This is a genomic window from Aeromicrobium sp. REDSEA-S32_B7, from assembly GCF_001626145.1.
GTDB classification, from domain to species: Bacteria; Actinomycetota; Actinomycetes; order Propionibacteriales; family Nocardioidaceae; genus Aeromicrobium; species Aeromicrobium erythreum.
In genome coordinates this window covers 1-17066 of the sequence record NZ_LUNF01000119.1, presented here as the reverse complement: position 1 = coordinate 17066, position 17066 = coordinate 1, and the positions used below count along the sequence as shown (strand labels likewise).

At 72.4% G+C, this 17066-nt stretch carries 15 protein-coding genes and 1 pseudogene; 6 read left to right on the top strand and 10 right to left on the bottom strand.

The window, feature by feature from the left end; all coding sequences use genetic code 11:
- Nucleotides 1–529: 529 nt before the first annotated feature.
- Entirely contained in the window at nt 530–2278 is a 1749-nt protein-coding gene (locus tag A6Q79_RS08650; RefSeq protein ID WP_286689922.1) for an FAD-binding oxidoreductase, read from the bottom strand.
- A 178-nt stretch (nt 2279–2456) separates the two neighbouring features.
- Between A6Q79_RS08650 and A6Q79_RS08645 the strand changes: the two genes are divergently transcribed.
- Complete coding sequence (locus tag A6Q79_RS08645; protein ID WP_067854317.1) at nt 2457–3029, top strand: TetR family transcriptional regulator; 573 nt, start codon at nt 2457–2459, stop codon at nt 3027–3029.
- 75 nt (nt 3030–3104) lie between these two features.
- Here the strand turns inward: A6Q79_RS08645 and A6Q79_RS08640 are convergent, their stop codons facing one another.
- The 3 genes from A6Q79_RS08640 to A6Q79_RS08630 all read right to left on the bottom strand — a co-directional run bounded on the left by A6Q79_RS08640 (nt 3105) and on the right by A6Q79_RS08630 (nt 6180).
- Nucleotides 3105–4502, bottom strand: coding sequence for an MFS transporter (locus A6Q79_RS08640; protein ID WP_317697784.1), 1398 nt, complete (start codon nt 4500–4502; stop codon nt 3105–3107).
- A 146-nt stretch (nt 4503–4648) separates the two neighbouring features.
- Nucleotides 4649–5335 carry a 4'-phosphopantetheinyl transferase gene (locus A6Q79_RS08635; protein WP_286689920.1) on the bottom strand — a complete coding sequence of 229 codons (687 nt, stop codon included), beginning with the start codon at nt 5333–5335 and terminating at the stop codon, nt 4649–4651.
- Nucleotides 5336–5391: 56 nt separating this feature from the next.
- Complete coding sequence (locus A6Q79_RS08630) at nt 5392–6180, bottom strand: SGNH/GDSL hydrolase family protein (RefSeq protein ID WP_286689919.1); 789 nt, start codon at nt 6178–6180, stop codon at nt 5392–5394.
- Nucleotides 6181–6240: 60 nt separating this feature from the next.
- Between A6Q79_RS08630 and A6Q79_RS08625 the strand changes: the two genes are divergently transcribed.
- A complete protein-coding gene (locus A6Q79_RS08625) occupies nt 6241–7014 on the top strand; it encodes an SDR family oxidoreductase (protein ID WP_286689918.1) in 774 nt (257 codons plus the stop codon).
- Nucleotides 7015–7026: 12 nt separating this feature from the next.
- Here A6Q79_RS08625 and A6Q79_RS08620 read toward each other — a convergent pair whose 3' ends face one another.
- Nucleotides 7027–7917, bottom strand: a complete 891-nt coding sequence (locus A6Q79_RS08620; RefSeq protein WP_286689917.1) for a sterol desaturase family protein — start codon at nt 7915–7917, stop codon at nt 7027–7029.
- Between the two features lie 79 nt (nt 7918–7996).
- Here A6Q79_RS08620 and A6Q79_RS08615 point away from each other — a divergent pair, with 79 nt between their 5' ends.
- Together A6Q79_RS08615 and A6Q79_RS08610 are read left to right on the top strand one after the other, a co-directional pair.
- Nucleotides 7997–8623, top strand: a complete 627-nt coding sequence (locus tag A6Q79_RS08615; RefSeq protein ID WP_286689916.1) for a TetR/AcrR family transcriptional regulator — start codon at nt 7997–7999, stop codon at nt 8621–8623.
- Nucleotides 8620–9438 (top strand): SDR family NAD(P)-dependent oxidoreductase, encoded by an 819-nt coding sequence (locus A6Q79_RS08610; protein ID WP_286689915.1) that lies wholly within the window; start codon nt 8620–8622, stop codon nt 9436–9438. The genes A6Q79_RS08615 and A6Q79_RS08610 overlap by 4 nt, the downstream gene beginning before the upstream one ends.
- A gap of 9 nt (nt 9439–9447) precedes the next feature.
- Here the strand turns inward: A6Q79_RS08610 and A6Q79_RS08605 are convergent, their stop codons facing one another.
- Nucleotides 9448–9720 (bottom strand): hypothetical protein, encoded by a 273-nt coding sequence (locus tag A6Q79_RS08605; RefSeq protein ID WP_286689914.1) that lies wholly within the window; start codon nt 9718–9720, stop codon nt 9448–9450.
- Nucleotides 9721–9866: 146 nt separating this feature from the next.
- On the opposite strand from A6Q79_RS08605, the gene A6Q79_RS08600 reads away from it, so the two are divergent.
- A complete protein-coding gene (locus A6Q79_RS08600) occupies nt 9867–10943 on the top strand; it encodes a Glu/Leu/Phe/Val dehydrogenase dimerization domain-containing protein (RefSeq protein ID WP_286689913.1) in 1077 nt (358 codons plus the stop codon).
- Between the two features lies 1 nt (nt 10944).
- Here A6Q79_RS08600 and A6Q79_RS08595 read toward each other — a convergent pair whose 3' ends face one another.
- Entirely contained in the window at nt 10945–11466 is a 522-nt protein-coding gene (locus tag A6Q79_RS08595) for a MarR family winged helix-turn-helix transcriptional regulator (protein ID WP_286689912.1), read from the bottom strand.
- Nucleotides 11467–11489: 23 nt separating this feature from the next.
- Between A6Q79_RS08595 and A6Q79_RS08590 the strand changes: the two genes are divergently transcribed.
- Nucleotides 11490–13562 (top strand): MMPL family transporter, encoded by a 2073-nt coding sequence (locus A6Q79_RS08590; protein ID WP_286689911.1) that lies wholly within the window; start codon nt 11490–11492, stop codon nt 13560–13562.
- A gap of 184 nt (nt 13563–13746) precedes the next feature.
- Here the strand turns inward: A6Q79_RS08590 and A6Q79_RS08585 are convergent, their stop codons facing one another.
- The 3 genes and pseudogenes from A6Q79_RS08585 to purF all read right to left on the bottom strand — a co-directional run bounded on the left by A6Q79_RS08585 (nt 13747) and on the right by purF (nt 16528).
- Complete coding sequence (locus A6Q79_RS08585) at nt 13747–13923, bottom strand: DUF3073 family protein (protein WP_083516201.1); 177 nt, start codon at nt 13921–13923, stop codon at nt 13747–13749.
- A gap of 90 nt (nt 13924–14013) precedes the next feature.
- A pseudogene (gene purM / locus A6Q79_RS08580) lies at nt 14014–15038 on the bottom strand (phosphoribosylformylglycinamidine cyclo-ligase).
- Nucleotides 15035–16528 carry an amidophosphoribosyltransferase gene (gene purF, locus A6Q79_RS08575; protein WP_067854285.1) on the bottom strand — a complete coding sequence of 498 codons (1494 nt, stop codon included), beginning with the start codon at nt 16526–16528 and terminating at the stop codon, nt 15035–15037. Before purF ends, purM begins: the two are co-directional and overlap by 4 nt.
- Nucleotides 16529–17066: the final 538 nt, after the last annotated feature.

The window sequence follows — 17066 nt, the reverse complement described above, 5'->3', positions numbered from 1 at the left end:
TCCATCGATCGGTGGGCGTTCGGCGTCTCGACACCGAAAACCCGTTAGCGTTCCGGGAGCAAATCCGAGTTCTGGACCTCTCACGGCCTCGAAGTTCTCAGGGCCCGAACGGGCCCGAGTTAGCCCGAGTCCCTTGAGGCGCCATGTCGTGGCTCCCGCGCCGTCGCCTCACCCAACCCGGAGCTCAGAGGAACCCGTTAGCGTTCAGACCGTAAACCCGGTAACGCCTGCGCTTCCAGGGTTCTCTGAACTGCAAAAATCAACTACCCACCTCCACGGTCCATCTTCCCGGACTGGCCCTCTCTTGTGGCACCACGAGCGCTGCGGCACGCGCTTCAGACGATCGCGTTCTGCTGGTAGAGCTTGGTCAGCGTGGTGCCGGGACTGTGCTCGACGACGTCGCCGTCCCCGATCCCGGCCCGGCGCATCCACGCGCAGCAGGCCCGCCGCTGCACGGGTGAGGCCAGCTGGCGGACGAGCAGCTCGCGGTACTCCGTGCTGGGCGTCGGCCCGGCGGTTCCGGTCCGGATCAGCCTCGGGTGATGTTGTGGTTCACCCGAAGCACGTTCATGGGGTCGTAGGCCTCCTTGGCCGCGCACAGCGCCTCCCAGTCGGCGTCGTCGTAGGCACGTCGGACCCGACGACGTGTCTGGTCCTTGCTGAACAGGAAGCCGGGCAGCGCCTTCTCGGGCAGCCACGGCGCCAGCGCGTCGAGCACGGAGCGCTGCGCGGCGAAGACCTCCTCGCGACGGTCCTCGAACGCCGGGTTGGTCACGAACAGCTGGTAGCCGCCGCGGGCGTGGCTGGCCGTCGACACCGAGACGGTCGAGGCGAGCACGCCACCCAGCTGGCGCAGCTCGACCCCGCCGAACGGGAGCGTCGCGTGCTGCCCGGCCACGGACACGAGCGCCTCGACCGCGTCGTCGGGAAGCTCGTCGAGCACCCTGGTCTCGATCCACGCCGGGGTGGCCCGCGGCGGGTCGAGGTAGACCTGGCCGATCTGGTCGTAGGGCATCGGCCCGACGGTGTCGGCCTCCACCGTCAGGGCGCGCAGCGGCTTCAGGAGTGCGTCGGCCGCGTCGAGGGACCCGACATAGGCCACCCGGACCTGGACGAAGTAGCGGTTGCGCTTCTCCGGCGGCGTCTGCGGCAGGTCGGGGAAGCGGAGCACGACGAGCGAGGAGCTCATCTCCTGCGGCAGGTCTCGGCTCCATGCAGCCCACGTGCGGATGGCCTCGTCGACGTCCTCCTCCCCGAACGTGATGGTGCCGCCGACGAAGGACTCGAGCACCGGGGTGGCGATCTCGGCCGACACGATCACCCCGGCGTTGCCCCGGCCTCCGAGCGAGGCGGCGAACAGGTCGGGCCGCTGGGTCGGCGAGCAGACGTGGAGCTCGCCGTCGACCGTCGCCACCTCCAGCGACCGGACCGTGTCGGCCGCCAGTCCGTGGCTGCGGGCGAGCACGGGCAGCCCCCCACCGGAGAGGTAGCCCGCGACGCCGACGTCGGGCGAGGAGCCGCAGAGCGCGACCCGCCCGGCGGCGACGACGGTCGGCAGGACGTCGCGCCAGCGGACTCCCGCGCCGACGACGACCGTGTAGGGTCTCAGCTCGACGTCGTCGAGCCCGGACAGGTCGAGCAGGATCGAGCGGCCCAGCTCCACCGAGGCGCCGTGGCCGGTGGCCTGGACGGCCACGGGCCAGCCCTGCTCGTCGGCCACGCGGAGCGCCGCGGCCACCTGGCCCCCGGTCCGAGGACGCACGACGAGGGCCGGCGGGACGTCGAGGGTCAGGTTCCACCCGCGCCAGTCCTCGTCGGTCTGCGGCACGAAGGCCGCGACGGGCTCCGGCAGTGCCGCGAGCGCCGCGAGCGTGCTGTCGAGATCCGCGCGCAGGTACCCCGGGCCCGGCTCGACGACGTGCCACGGCGCGACCCCCGGTCCTGTCCGCGACGCGACGAAGTCGGTCGTCGTCGAGGCGACCGTCCGGCCGGCGACCTGGACCTCGGCCGTGCCGCTGCCCCGGTACGTCTCGCCGTCGATCACCGCGTCGACGGCGATGTGCACCTGGACCGGGTGCTCCCGGTCGAAGAGGGTCTCGACGAGCGTGTACGAGAACCCTTCGGCTCGCGACGTCCACGCGCCGTGGCCCTCGCTCGCCGGGGTCCGCAGGGCCACGGTGCCGTCGCCGGCGAACGACAGGAGGAACGCGTCCTCACGACCGTCGTGCGGCGCGACACCCTTCCAGGTGCCGACGGGGGTCTTCTCGATCGGGTCCATCGGTGGGTCTCCTTGTCTGGCCGGTGCGGCCGGTACGAGCCGTCCCGCTGGGGCGTGGGAGGCGGCGAACGATCAGGGCAACGCTTGTACACTCGTGATGGTCCGGCCGGCCCTGGACGGGCCGCGAGAGCTTCCCAGCGCTGCGTGACCCGCAACCGGGTCGAGTCGAGAGGACGTCATGGAGAAGACCGCACCACTCAGTCCGACCTCCAAGGGAGGGCTGACACGGCAGCGCATCCTCGACAGTGCTCGGCGCTGCTTCGCCACGCACGGGTACGAGCGGACGACGATCCGTCGCGTGGCCGAGGAGGCCGAGATCGACAAGTCCTCCGTCATGAAGTACTTCGGCACCAAGGAGAACCTGTTCCGCGAGTGCGTGGCCTGGGACATCCCCATCGACGCTCTGACCTCCGAGGGCCAGGAGGAGTCGGCGCAGCGGTACGTCTCCACGATGCTGCGCATGTGGGAGGCCGACCCGCACTCGCCGATGGCCGTCCTGCTGCGCACCAGCATGACGAGCGAGCTCGCCGCGTCGATGCTCCGAGAGCACATGACCCGTGCGTCGATCGACGTCATCGAGCGGCACATCGACGCCGACGAGGCCCGCCTGCGCGCGGCGATCTTCTCCGCGATCATGATGGGCCTGGCGAGCGGTCGGCACATCATCGGGCTGCCGGACCTCACCGACGCCGACATCGACCGCATCGTCGAGGTCGCGTCTCCTATGGTCGCCACGCTGCTGCACCCCTAGACCGGTCCAGCCGGGGTCGTCCGGCTCTCGCGCCGCCCCTCACGCTGCGACCCCTGCTGACCCTCGACCGCGGAGTCACGGCGCACGGTCAGCGCGACCACGACCGCCGCGAGGACGTAGATCCCCGCGACGGCGAGGAACGCGGTGGTGAATCCCTCCGAGAGTGCCGCGCGGGCGGAGGCGAGCAACGTCGCGTCCCCGGTGGACTCGGCCCGCAGCAGCTCCTGGGCCGCGGACGGCAGCTGGCCGGTGCTGATTTGGGTGGCCAGGACCACGAGCGTCGCGAGACCGATGGCGCCACCCACCTGCTGGGCGGTGTTCATGACCGCCGCCGCAGCACCCGAGTCGGGGCCGTCGACGCGGGACATCGCCGAGATCGTGAGCGGGACGAAGGTCGACCCCAGGCCGAGGGCCGTCACCGCCATGGGCGCCACGATCGCCGTGGCGTAGCCGGAGTCGACGTCGAGGGAGCCGCGGGAGGAGCCGCGGCGCCAGCACCCCGGAGCCGACGAAGATGGCCGTCGCCCAGGGCAGGTAGGCCAAGGCCGACTCGATCGCGGAGTACCCCAGCACCTGCTGCATGTAGAGCGTGAAGAAGTAGTACGTCGCGAACATCCCCGTGCCGAGCAGCAGCATCGCGACGTTGGCGCCCGCGCGGGTCCGGTCGCGCAGGATGGCGAGCGGCAGCAGCGGGTGCGCGACACGGTCCTGGGCGACCACGAAGACGCCGATGAAGACCGCGGCCGCTCCGTAGAGGGCGATCGAGGCCGGGTCGCCCCAGCCGTGCTCGCCGCTGCGGGTGATCGCGTAGACGAGCGAGGTCACGCCGAGGGTGCCGAGGACCGCGCTCGGGACGTTGAGCTCGGAGTGGTGGCGCTCCCCGGACCGCAGGTAGCGGGCCCCGAGGAACAGGGCGACGGCGATCGGGATGTTCACCAGGAGCACCCAGCGCCAGCTCGCGTAGGACGTGAGCACGCCACCGAACAGCAGACCCGCGGTGGAGCCGAGCCCGGCCATCGCGCCGTACAGACCCATCGCCCGACCTCGCGCCTGTCCCTCGAACGACGTGGCGATGAGCGCGAGGGCGGCGGGGGCCACGATGGCCGCACCCATCCCCTGCAGGACACGGGCGCCGATGAGGACCTCCTGCGACCAGGCCAGACCACCGAGCAGCGAGGCTCCGGCGAAGAGCACCAGGCCGACCCGGAAGATGGCGACACGTCCGAGCACGTCACCGAGCCGGCCACCCAGCAGCAGGAAGCCGCCGAAGGCGAGCGCGTACGCGTTCACGACCCACGCGAGCAGCACGCCGCTCATGTCGAACGCCTGCTGGATGCTCGAGAGCGCGATGTTCATGATCGTTCCGTCGAGCACGACCATGAACTGGGCGCCGGCGATCACGGCCAGGGCCAGCCCGGGCCTCGTGACCCCTGGACTGTCGGTGGCGGTGGTGACGGTCTTCTCGGTGGTCATGAAAGTCCCCTGTCGTCGGCGGTGGCGTCGCGATCCCGCAGAAGTGTACAAGCGGTGCTTTCTCAGGATAGCGAAAAGTAGCCAGGTGTACACCCCCTGCCGCGCTCGGCGTCCCGGGGCCGCCCGACCCATGGCCCGACCGGGGGTCAGGACCAGGCGGCGCAGACCAGCAGACCGCGCGCCTGCACCCAGCGGCCGGCGACCTCCGCTCGGACGACGGACGCGCTCGATCCGTCCGTGACCGTCGCGACGAAGCCGTCGCCGTCGTCCAGGCGCACCTCGGCGCCGCGGAAGCCGGGCGAGGTGCCGTGCACGGGGAACCAGGTCTTGAAGACCGCCTCCTTGATGCAGAACAACAGCCGGTCCCAGGCGACCTCGGGTCGCGCGGCCGACCGCTCGGCCAGCCAGGTGCGCTCCGTGGCGCTCGCGATCCGCGCCAGCACGGTGGGTGGAAGCGCGTCGGCCGGCTCCGCGTCGACGCCGAGGGCGCGCCACCGCGACGCCTCCCCCAGCGCGGCGGCGACGTAGCCGTCGCAGTGCGTCACCGACCCCACGACGCCCACGGGCCACGTCGGGGCGCCACGCTCGCCGGGGAGGATCGGCACGGGCGCACGCCCGAGGTCGACGAGGGCCTCGCGGGCGAGTCGCCGGCCCGCGGCGAACTGGCGTCGCCGACGCGGCACGGCGGCAGCGACGACCGCGGCCTCCTCGGGGCTCAGGCCCGAGTCGTCACCCTGCACGCGCAGGTCCGCCACGAGCTCGCGCGCCACCACCCCGGCAGGCACCAGCCCGGCGAGCAGCCCGCCGTCACCGCCGCCAGCTCGCGTCACCATCGCCCCAGGCTAGGGCCGTCGCCCCGCTGGGGAACGTCACCGCCCGAGGCTCGGCGTCACTCCGGCGACGACGTCCCGAAGCGCGCCGGCTGCGGGTAGCGCGGGGAGAGCGTGTCGCCCGATGAGGTGCCGGTGAGCCGGCGCTTGATCCAGGGCGCTGCATGGGTGCGGGCCCAGGCCAGGTTCTCGGCACGCAGCTCACGCGGGGTGCGGACGACGGCCTCGCCGAGCGCGAGCGGCTCGAGGTCGTGCGCGACGCCGAGCACGTCGAGCACGGCGATGGCCATGCGCTGGTGACCCGCCGACGACATGTGCAGGCGGTCGACGTCCCACATCCGCGGCTCGCGGTACTCCCGCATGCGCCAGAAGTCGACCAGGCGCGTGCCGTGCCGTTCGGCCACCTCGCGGACGAGCTCGTTGTAGATCGCGAACCGGCCACGCCCTGCCGCGAAGATGGGGAACCCGGCCGGGTCGAACGCGGTGAACAGCACGACCGTGGCACCGGTGCCGGCGAGCCTGCCGACCGCGTCGTCGTAGCGCGCCACGAGGGCGTCGACGTCGACCCTCGGCCGCATGATGTCGTTGCCGCCGGCGTAGAGCGTGACGAGGTCCGGCCGCGCCGCGAGCGCCGGCTCGAGCTGCTCGTCGAGCACCGCACCGAGCTTGCGACCGCGGATCGCCAGGTTCGCGTAGGCGAACGACGAGCCGACCTCCTCGGCCCGCGCGGCGAGCACCTCGGCGACCCGGTCGGCCCAGCCCCGCACCCCGTTCGGCAGCGTCGGGTCGTGGTCGCCGACGCCCTCCGTGAACGAGTCCCCGAGTGCGACGTAGGTGCGGTAGGTCATCGCTCCAGGCTAGGAGCCCGCTCCCGGCGGACCGCGGCCTGGTCCCCGTAGGCTGGCGGCATGGACCTCGGACTGGCAGGCAGGACGTACGTCGTCACCGGAGGCTCCCGCGGCCTCGGCCGCGCGAGCGCGGAGGTGCTGGTCGCGGAGGGGGCGAACGTCGTCCTGTCGTCGCGCTCGCAGGAGTCCGTCGACGCCGCCGTCGCGGAGCTCGGCGACCTCGGGGCCGGTGGGGTCGCGGGCCTCGCGGCCGACAACGCCGACCCCGCCACCGCGGGCGCGCTCATCGCGCTCGCGCAGGAGCGGTTCGGTGCGGTGCACGGAGCCCTCGTCAGCGTCGGCGGCCCGCCCCCGGGCACCGTCCTCGGACGCAGCGACGAGGAGTGGCGCGGCGCGTTCGAGAGCGTCTTCCTCGGCGGCCTGCGGGTGGCCACGACGGTGGCCGAGGCGATCGAGCCGGGCCAGGGCGGATCGATCGCGCTCGTGCTCTCGACGTCGGCGAAGGCACCCGTCACGGGCCTCGGGATCTCCAACGGCCTGCGACCCGGGCTCGCGATGGCGGCGAAGGACCTCGCCGACGAGCTCGGGCCCCGCGACGTCCGGGTCAACGCCCTGCTGCCCGGACGGGTCGACACCGAGCGCGTGCGCGAGCTCGACGCCCTGTCGGGCGACCCCGACGGGTCACGCGAGCGCGCCGCCGCCGGCATCCCCCTGCGGCGCTACGGCCGACCCGAGGAGTTCGGACGGGCGGCCGCGTTCCTGCTCTCCCCCGCCGCCGGCTACCTCACCGGCGTCATGCTCCCCGTCGACGGCGGGACCTCGCGCACGCTCTGACCCGCACCGGCGTCACCGGCGTGGCAGCACCGTGTCGGTCGGCGCGGTCCGGTCCGCGGGCGTCCACCCGGGCGGCCCGAACAGGTAGCCGAGCTTGTCGCGCAGCCGTGGCGTGGAGCGGACGTCGCGGACGATCTCGACGTAGTCGCCGTACTGCAGCCGCAGCAGGTTGTAGGTGTCGACCTGCTTGGTGAGTCCGTACCGGGGTCGGTGCCGCTCCGGCGCGAACGACCCGAACAGGCGGTCCCAGACGATGAGGATGCCGCCGTAGTTCTTGTCGAGGTACTCGGGGTCGCTGCCGTGGTGCACGCGGTGGTGCGACGGGGTGTTCATGACGTACTCGACGGGCCGCGGGAGCCTCCCGACCAGCTCGGTGTGGACGAAGAACTGGTAGACGAGGTTGAGGCCGAAGGCGACGTAGAGCGTCCACGGCGCGAAGCCGAGCAGCGGCAGCGGGAGCCAGAAGAAGAACTCGAACCACGGGTTCCACTTCTGGCGCAGCGCGGTGCCGAAGTTCATGAACTCGCTCGAGTGGTGGGCCTGGTGCCCCGCCCACGCGATGCGCACCCGGTGGCTGAACCGGTGGTGCCAGTAGTAGCCGAGGTCGACACCGAGGACGACGAGCACCCAGTACCACCAGGTGTCCGTCGGGAGGTGGAAGGGCGCCACGTAGGCGTACACGGCGACGAAGCCGAAGAACGTGACCACCTTGAACGCCGTCAGGAACACCAGCGACAACACCCCCATCGAGATCGAGGTGCGGGCGTCCTTCAGGGCGTAGCCGCTGGTGCTGTCGTCGTGGTCGAGCCAGCGCAGGGCCGCCAGCTCCACGAGGATCGCGAGCACGAAGAACGGGGCGGCGTAGGTGACCGGGTTCTTGAGCGGGTCGAGCAGGTCGTGCACAGCGCCTCCAGGTATATGACTTGTGGGTAAGTTACCACCGGTTCATAACGCCGCGCCAGACCCGGATAGAGTCCGGGCCATGGCCGCTCGACCCAACGCCGGCACCAAGGGGGTCCCCCGCGCCGAGCGCGAGCGCCAGATCCTCGCCATCGCCTCGGTCGCCTTCGGCACCCACGGCTTCGTCGGCACCAACGTCGCCGACGTCGCCCGCGCCGCGGGCATCTCCAAGCCGCTCGTCTACGCCTACTTCGGGTCGAAGGAGGGGCTGTACGCCGCCTGCCTCGACCGCGCCGGCGAGCTGCTCGGCGACGAGATCGAGCGCGTGGCGCGTGGCGACGTCGTCGGCCTCGAGCGCGGCGTGCGGACGCTCGAGGGCATGTTCGGCGTGCTCGAGGACCAGCGGCACGTCTGGCGCCTGCTGCACGACCGCAGCGCGCCGTCCACGCCCGAGGTGGCCGCCGTCGTCGCGGCCCACACCGACCGCATCCACGCCCTCGCCCACGAGGGAGTCAGCGAGCTGCTCGCCCTGGCCGGCGTGCGGGACGCCCTCGACGTCTCGGCCATGACCGCCACCTGGCTCGGCATCGTCGACTCGCTCATGGACTGGTGGGTCGCCCACCCCGAGCAGAGCGCGGCCGACATGGTCGAGCGGGTCACACGCCTCGTCGCCGCCCTGTTCACCGACGCCGCCGGCGCGACGCGATGACGGCCCGACCGGGCGTCGCGGTGCTCACCGGCTCCTCCAGCGGCATCGGCGCCGAGGCGGCCGTGCAGCTGGGACGTCGCGGCTGGACGGTCTGCCTGCTCGCCCGCCGCGCCGACGAGCTCGCCGCCGTCGCCCAGCGGGTCCGCGAGGCAGGCGGCACGGCGCACGTGCACCCGGTGGACCTCACCGACGACGCCGACGTCCGGTCCGTCGTCGACACGCTGCTCGCCGAGCACTCGCGCGTCGACGTGCTCGTCAACAACGCCGCCCGCTCCATCCGGCGCCCGATCCGCGAGTCCGTCGACCGGCTGCACGACTACGAGCGGACGATGGCGGTCAACTACCTGGGCGCCGTGCGGCTCACGCTCGCACTGCTGCCCCGGCTCCTCGAGCAGGAGCGGGTCGACGGCTCCCGGGGTCACGTCGTGTTCTCCTCGACGATGTCGACACAGCTGCCGATCCCGCTCTTCTCGGCGTACCTCGGCAGCAGGGCGGCGCTCGAGTCGTTCGCCCGGTCGCTGCTCGCCGAGCACGGCCACGACGGTGTCACGACGACGGTGGTGCACTTCCCGATGGTGCGCACGCCGATGTCCGGCGCGACCGCGATCTACGCGGCGATGCCGATGATGAGCCCGGAGAGGGCGGGCGGCTGGCTCGTCCGCGCGGCGGTCGACCGGCCCACCCGGGTCACCAGCCTCGGCGGCGCCGTGTCGGAGGCCGGCATGTCCGTGCTCCCGGGCGTGCTCACCAAGGTGGTCACGCCCGGCATCCGCCGCATGGACCGTCGACTCGCGCGACGCACGCGCGAGGACTGAGCCGCGCGGTCAGCGATCGTCGGAGCGCCCGCCGCCCGGCCCGACCACACCGGCCTGCTCGAGGGCGCGCAGCACCAGCCCGGCGCCGACCACCGCGGCACCGAGCGCGACGAGCGCGGTCGAGGCGGCCGTCACGCACGAGAGCACGAGCAACGCGCCGCGACCTCCCGAGAAGCCGTCGGGGACGAGGAGCTGCAGCACCAGAGGGATCGCCGCGCCCGTGACCAGCAGCACCACCCCACCCACGAGGATCGAGCGGGCCTCGACGTACGGGGGCGTCATCACGTCTCCTGACCGGTTCCGGACCGCCCAGGAACCTGCACGCAGCCTAGCGGCGGGAGTAGCATCCTCGGCAGACCTCACCACCCCCGAGGTCGACCGTCCGCGCGCCGGCCACCCGCACCGACGCCCTCTGCAAGGAGCCACCCATGCCCGATCCCGTCTTCAGCCACCCGCACGAACAGGTCGTGTTCTGCCACGACGAGGCGACCGGACTGCGCGCCATCATCGGCCTGTACTCCACCGCCCTCGGCCCCGGCCTCGGCGGCACGCGGTTCCACCCGTACGCGAGCGAGGCCGACGCCCTCGCCGACGTGCTGGCCCTCAGCCAGGGCATGGCGTACAAGAACGCCCTCGCCGGGCTCGACCTCGGCGGCGGCAAGGCCGTGATCATCGGCGACCCGCGCACCCAGAAGACCGAGGCCCTCCTGCGCGCCTACGGACGCATGGTCGAGTCGCTGAACGGTCGCTACTTCACCGCGTGCGACGTCGGCACGTTCAGCCCCGACATGGACGTCATCGCGCGCGAGACGTCGTACGTGACCGGTCGCACCGTCGAGCACAGCGGCGCCGGCGACTCGTCGGTCCTGACCGCGTTCGGGGTCTACCAGGGCATGCGCGCCAGCGCCCAACACGTGTGGGGCGACGCGTCCCTCGCCGGACGCACGGTCGGCGTCGCCGGCGTGGGCAAGGTCGGCAGGCACCTCGTCGAGCACCTCGTGGAGGAGGACGCCCAGGTCGTCGTCACCGACGTCGACGCCGAGGCGCTGGGACGCCTGACCGCCCGCTTCCCGCAGGTCCGGGTCGTCGGCTCCACCGACGAGCTCGTGCGCCAGCAGCTCGACGTCTACGCCCCCTGCGCGCTCGGTCGTGCACTGAGCGACGACGTCGTCGACGTGCTCAGCGCCCAGGTCGTGTGCGGCGGCGCGAACAACCAGCTCGCCCACGAGGGCACCGCGAAGTTGCTCACCGAGCGCGGCATCACCTACGCCCCCGACTACTGCGTCAACGCCGGTGGCGTCATCCAGGTGGCCGACGAGCTCGACCCGCAGGGCTTCAGCTTCGAGCGGGCCCAGGCGCGCGCCACCGGCATCTTCGACACGACGCTCGCGGTGCTGGAGCGGGCCGCCAGCGAGCACCTCACGACGGCCGAGGCAGCCGACCGCCAGGCCGAGCAGCGCATGCGGGAGGTCGGCGGCCTGGGCCGCATCCACCTGCCGCGCTGACTCACGACGACGCCACGCCCGGGTCCTGGGCGTCCACCGCCTCGACCATGGCGCCCAGGAACCGGCGGACGACGTCGATCTCGTCGTCGCTGAAGTCCTGCATCGCCTCGGTCATGGCCGCGGCAACAGGACCGAACATCGATCGCGCCGTCTCCCCGGCGGACGCGGTCATCTCCAGGCTCACCCGGCGTCGGTCGCCGGCGTCGTGGGACCGCTCGACGTGCCCGGACCGCTCGAGCCGGTCCAGCAGCGTGGTGGTGGCGGAGGGGCTGAGCATCAGCTCGCGCGCGAGCACCCCTGGCGAGAGCGGGGCACGCCCCTGCTCGCGGGCGCGCGCCAGCGCGAGCAGGGCCGACAGGTCGGAACGATGGAGGCCGCGCGCGGCCCCCGCGCGGTCGGCGTAGCGGGACGATCGCTCGGACAGCTCGCGGACGAGGCGCACCACGTCCAGGCGCTCGCCGGTGGCCCAGGGCACCGCGCCCGCGCCGCCCTCGGGGTCCGTCGACCCGTCTTGCGCGCTCATGTCACCCATCCTATCCTTCTGGCGTGGAAACTTTCGATCATCGAACATTCTCCCTCGCCCGACTCGTCGGGCGAGGACGGTCCGTCGTCGTCCTCCTGCTCGGCCTCGTGATCGCCGGGGCCGTCCTCATTCTCGCGCCCGCAGCCACCCAGAGCACCAACGCCTCCGTGAACCTGCCTGACGACGCGGAGTCCGCGCTCGCCCAGCAGCGCCTCGCCGCACTCCCTGGCGGCGACGACGCCCCTGCGATCGTGGTCGCCTCCCGCGGCGGGGACCGGCTGTCGCAGACCGACCTCGCCGCGCTGGAGCGGCTCGGCGGCACCCTCGGCTCGAAGCTCGACACCCGGGTCGCCGGCCCGGTGCCGTCGCAGGACGGCACCGTCGCGCTGCTGACCGTTCCCCTGGAGGGCGACGTCGACGCCGAGCAGAACACCGAGCGGGTCGAGACCCTGCGCGCCGAGCTCCGCGACGGCCTGCCCGACGGCCTCGACGCCCAGGTGACCGGCGCCCCCGCGATCCAGGCCGACCTCGGCGCAGTCTTCGAGGGCGCCGACGTGCGCCTGCTGCTCGTGACGGCTGCCGTGGTGGCCCTGCTGCTGATCGTCACGTACCGCAGCCCGTGGCTCTGGCTCGTGCCCCTGGCCGTGATCGGTCTGGGCGACCGGGTCGCCGCGAAGGTGGTCGAGGCGGTCTCGCACTGGAGCGGCGTGCCGATCGACGGCTCCACCACCGGCATCACGTCGGTGCTCGTGTTCGGCGCCGGCACCAACTACGCCCTGCTGCTGATCGCGCGCTACCGCGAGGAGCTGCGCCGCCACGAGGACCGCCGCGAGGCGATGCGCCAGGCCGTCGGTGCCGCGGGCCCCGCGATCCTCTCCAGCTCAGGCACCGTGGTGCTCGGTCTGCTGACGCTGCTGCTCGCCGACGCCCCGTTCGTCAGCCGGATCGGCCTGGCGGGCGCCGCCGGCATCGTCGTCGCCGTGCTCTTCGCGCTCGTCGTGCTCCCGGCCGCCATGTCGATCCCGGGCCGCTGGTTGTTCTGGCCGTTCGTGCCCCGCGTCGGCGACTCCGACCCCACCGAGCGCGGCCTGTGGCGCCGCGTCGGTCGGCGGGTCACCCGCCGCCCCGCGCTCGTGACGGTGGGCGGCCTGGTCGTGCTCGCGCTCATGGCCCTCGGGACGCTCGGCCTGCGCACCGGGCTGGGCCAGGACGAGCAGTTCCTCGACACGCCGGAGTCGATCACCGCCCAGCAGACGCTCGCGTCGGCGTTCCCTGCGGGCGCCTCCTCCCCGACCACCGTCGTCACCAGCCCGCGGCTCGCCGAGCAGGTCGCCCGTGCGGCAGCGGACGTCCCGGACGTGCAGTCCGCCGACGTCGGTCGCCCGAGCGCGACCGTGGCGCCGGTGAGCGTGGTGCTGTCCGACCCGCCGGGCAGCGACGCCGCCCTCGGCACGATCGAGCGGCTCCGCGCCGCCGTGCAGGAGGTCGACCCCGACGCCCTGGTCGGGGGTCAGGACGCGCAGGCCCTCGACGAGGCGACGACGGCGCAACGCGACCGGACGGTGGTCGTGCCCGTGGTCCTCGTCGTCGTGCTCGGCATGCTGCTGCTCCTGCTGCGCTCCGTCGTGGCTGCCGTGCTGCTGGTCGCGACGACGGTGCTGTCGTACCTGTCGGCGCTCGGCGTCGGATGGCTCGTGTTCGACCACGTCCTCGGCTGGTCGGCGATGGACGTGAGCACCCCCCTGCTGGCGTTCATCTTCCTGGTGGCGCTCGGGGTGGACTACAACATCTTCCTCACCGCGCGGGCACGGGAGGAGATGCGGGCGAGCGGCGACGCCACCTCGTCGGTCGTGACGGCCCTCGGGGTGACGGGCGGCGTGATCACGAGTGCCGGCATCCTCCTCGCCGCCGTCTTCGCGGTGCTCGGGGTCCTGCCTCTCGTGCTGCTCGCGCAACTGGGCGTCCTCGTCGGCTTCGGCGTGCTCCTCGACACCGTCCTCGTCCGTGGGGTCGTCACCCCGGCACTCGTGGCCTGGTGCGGACGACGCTTCTGGTGGCCGAGCAGGCTCGCCCACGTCCCTCGGCGGGCACGCTGACAGCGCGGCGGTCCCCCGCACGTGCGAGCCGGTCCGGACCGACGTCCGGACCGGCTCGTCACGTCACCGACCGCCCGCGGACGGACGTCAGGGCGTCCGACGGCGCGCGGTCACGTCGACCACGTCCGCACCGGTGCGGACGCACGCGAACAGCCGCCTCGACGGGCGACCGGGGGAACGGGCCTCAACTGGCCGCTTCGTCCCCGTACTTCCTCGCGAGATCGGCGTACTGGTCCGGGATCGGGTCACCCGAGTCCTGGTGGAGTTCCTGTTGCAGATCGTCGAAGTCCGGATCGAAGGTCCGGTACTTCAGGTCGCGTGCGACCTTGGTCTGCTTTGCCTTTGCACGGCCGCGCCCCATGGGTCCGACCCCCTCGCAGAGAAATCGTCAGTATGTCGTGGTGCCTACCCTACCGAACAATCTCGAACGCGCTGGCAGCGGGGGCACGAGTCACGCGTGTCGGTTCTCCAGCGTGACCGTCCCGCCGGGGCCGTGCACGCCGGCCTCGGCCACCTCTCCCGCGACCCACGCCTGGACGCCGTGCTCGCCCAGCAGGCGCACGGCCGCGTCGGCGTCGTCAGGGTCGACGAGCGCGACCATGCCGACGCCGATGTTCAGCGCCTCCTCCAGGTCGTGCTGGGAGACCTCGCCGAGGTCGGACACGAGGTCGAAGATCGCGGGGCGCGTCCAGGTGCTGCGGTCGATGCGCACCGACACGGTGTCGGGGACGACGCGCTCGAGGTTGGCGGCGAGTCCGCCGCCGGTGACGTGCGACATCGCGTGCGTCCGGGTGCGACGGACGAGGTCGAGGCAGGGCAGCGTGTACAGGCGGGTGGGCGTCAGGAGCGCCTCGCCGAGGGTCGCGCCGAGCTCGGACACGTGACGGTCGAGCGACCACTGCGCCTGGCCGAAGAACACGTGCCGCGCGAGCGAGTAGCCGTTGGAGTGCAGCCCCGAGGAGGCCATGGCCACGACGACGTCGCCGGGGCGGACCAGCTCGGCACCGATCAGCGCGTCGGCCTCGACGACACCGGTCGTGGAACCGGCCACGTCGTACTCGTCGGGGTGCAGCAGCCCGGGGTGCTCGGCGGTCTCGCCGCCCAGCAGCGCGGTGCCGGCCTCCGCGCACGCCTGCGCGATGCCCTTGACCACCGACGCGATGCGCTCAGGGACGACCTTCCCGCGTCGTCGACGAGCATGCCGACGAGGTCGTACCCGATGGTGTCGTGCACGTCCATGCGCTGCGCGATCTGCACCTTCGTGCCGACGCCGTCGGCCGACGTCGCGAGCAGGGGACGGCGGTAGTCCTTCAGCGCCGTGGCGTCGAACAGGCCTGCGAACCCGCCGATGCCTCCGACGACCTCGGGACGGCGGGCCTTGTCGACCCACTCCTTCATGAGCTCGACGGCGCGGTCGCCGGCCTCGATGGACACGCCCGAGGCGGCGTAGGCGCTGGGCTGCTGCGTGCTCGTCACTGGATCACCTTCAGAGGCTTCGCGTCGGTCTCGAGCAGGTGCTTGCCGATCAGGTCGTCCTCGGGCAGCGGGACCGGGTAGATGCCGTCGAAGCAGGCGCGGCAGAGCTTCTCCTTGGGCACGTTCGTGGCCTCGACGAGCTGGTCGAGCTCGACGTAGGCGAGGGAGTCGGCGTCGATCGAGCGGCAGATCTCCTCCACGCTGATGCCGTTGGCGATGAGCTCGGCGCGCGAGGCGAAGTCGATGCCGTAGAAGCACGGCCACTTGACCGGCGGGCTCGAGATGCGCACGTGCACCTCCGCCGCACCCGACTCGCGCAGCATCCGCACGAGCGCGCGCTGCGTGTTGCCGCGCACGATCGAGTCGTCGACGACCACGAGCCGCTTGCCGGCGATGACGTCGCGCAGCGGGTTGAGCTTGAGCCGGATGCCGAGCTGCCGGATGGTCTGCGAGGGCTGGATGAACGTGCGCCCCACGTAGGAGTTCTTGACCAGGCCGTGGCCGAACGGGATCCCGCTCTCCTCGGCGTAGCCGATGGCGGCCGGCGTGCCCGACTCCGGCACGGGGATGACGAGGTCGGCGTCGACCGGGTGCTCGCGCGCCAGACGTCGGCCGATCTCCGCACGCACCGTGAAGACGCGCTGGTCGGAGATGGTGGTGTCGGGGCGGGCGAGGTAGACGTACTCGAAGATGCAGCCCTTCGGCTCGGCCGGCGAGAACCGCTCGGTGCGCAGACCGTTCTCGTCGATGGCGATGAACTCGCCCGGCTCGATCTCGCGGATGAAGGAGGCGCCGACGATGTCGAGGGCGGCGGTCTCGCTGGCGACGACCCACCCGCGCTCCAGGCGGCCGAGCACGAGCGGGCGGATGCCCTGCGGGTCGCGCGCGGCGTAGAGGGTGTGCTCGTCCATGAACACGAGCGAGAAGGCGCCCCGCAGCTTCGGCAGCACCTCGATCGCGGCCTCCTCGACCGACCGGTCGGGGTAGGCCGCCAGCAGGCTCGCCATGACCGACGTGTCGGTGGTGGCGGTCTCGCCCTTGCCGCGCCGGCCGGGACCGTTCTCGGCCGTCCGCTCCTGCAGCATCGTGACGAGGTCGGCGGTGTTGGTCAGGTTGCCGTTGTGCGCGAGGGCGACGGATCCCTGCGCGGTGGGCCGGAACGTCGGCTGGGCGTTCTGCCACACGCTCGCGCCCGTGGTGCTGTAGCGCGAGTGCCCGATCGCGACCGAACCCACCAGCGACTCCAGCGTCGACTCGTCGAAGACCTGGGAGACCAGCCCCATGTCCTTGTAGACGAGGATCTGCTTGCCGTTGCTCACCGCGATGCCCGCCGACTCCTGGCCCCGGTGCTGCAGGGCGTACAGACCGAAGTAGCTGAGCTTCGCGACCTCCTCACCGGGAGCCCACACCCCGAACACGCCACAGGCGTCCTGGGGTCCGACGTCCTGAGGATCGATGTCGTGCGTCAGCCGACCGTCTCCGCGTGCCACCGCACCAGTGTAGGGGCCCGCCAGCACCCTCGGGACCGCCCTGGGCGTGACGTGGGCGGTAAGGGCTGGTGGTGCGATGGCTGAGGGGCTTCGTCCTGCTGGTGCGCTGCCTGCAGTGGTCTCGTCGCCTGCTGCGCTGCCTGCGGTCGCCGCGACCTTGCCGGTGCGCTGCCTGCGGGGGTCTCGCCGTGCTGGTGCGCTGCCTCGGCTGGCGCTGGGTGTGGTCTCCGAAGGGCCTCGACCGGGCGGCTGGCGGGCGCGTTGGGTTGGGCACTCGGGCTGCGGCCCGCGTCGGACGCAAGGATCTGCGTTCGTGCGTGGGACTCCGAGGCTTCTGCGTTTGCTACGGGATCCCGTCACCAACGCAGAAGCGTCCGGCCTCAAGCGCGCGAAGGAAGAATCGTGGGTGCCCTTGGGGGTGGGGTGGGCAGCGCTTCTCCCTTCTCGTGGCACGGTCCACGAGAAGGGAGAAGCACTGCCACGTCTGACCCCGCCGGCGGTGGATCTGCCACCTGTAGGGCCCTCAGAAGGTGGCAGA

Excerpts from the sequence above, each read along its gene's own strand:
- A6Q79_RS08625 (WP_286689918.1), top strand. The coding sequence starts at position 6,241 with ATGGACCTCGGACTGGCAGGCAGGACGTACGTCGTCACCGGAGGCTCC.
- A6Q79_RS08585 (WP_083516201.1), bottom strand. The coding sequence starts at position 13,923 with ATGGGGCGCGGCCGTGCAAAGGCAAAGCAGACCAAGGTCGCACGCGAC.
- A6Q79_RS08640 (WP_317697784.1), bottom strand. The coding sequence starts at position 4,502 with ATGACCACCGAGAAGACCGTCACCACCGCCACCGACAGTCCAGGGGTC.
- A6Q79_RS08605 (WP_286689914.1), bottom strand. The coding sequence starts at position 9,720 with ATGACGCCCCCGTACGTCGAGGCCCGCTCGATCCTCGTGGGTGGGGTG.
- A6Q79_RS08650 (WP_286689922.1), bottom strand. The coding sequence starts at position 2,278 with ATGGACCCGATCGAGAAGACCCCCGTCGGCACCTGGAAGGGTGTCGCG.
- A6Q79_RS08600 (WP_286689913.1), top strand. The coding sequence starts at position 9,867 with ATGCCCGATCCCGTCTTCAGCCACCCGCACGAACAGGTCGTGTTCTGC.
- A6Q79_RS08635 (WP_286689920.1), bottom strand. The coding sequence starts at position 5,335 with ATGGTGACGCGAGCTGGCGGCGGTGACGGCGGGCTGCTCGCCGGGCTG.
- A6Q79_RS08630 (WP_286689919.1), bottom strand. The coding sequence starts at position 6,180 with ATGACCTACCGCACCTACGTCGCACTCGGGGACTCGTTCACGGAGGGC.
- A6Q79_RS08615 (WP_286689916.1), top strand. The coding sequence starts at position 7,997 with ATGGCCGCTCGACCCAACGCCGGCACCAAGGGGGTCCCCCGCGCCGAG.
- A6Q79_RS08610 (WP_286689915.1), top strand. The coding sequence starts at position 8,620 with ATGACGGCCCGACCGGGCGTCGCGGTGCTCACCGGCTCCTCCAGCGGC.
- A6Q79_RS08645 (WP_067854317.1), top strand. The coding sequence starts at position 2,457 with ATGGAGAAGACCGCACCACTCAGTCCGACCTCCAAGGGAGGGCTGACA.
- A6Q79_RS08595 (WP_286689912.1), bottom strand. The coding sequence starts at position 11,466 with ATGAGCGCGCAAGACGGGTCGACGGACCCCGAGGGCGGCGCGGGCGCG.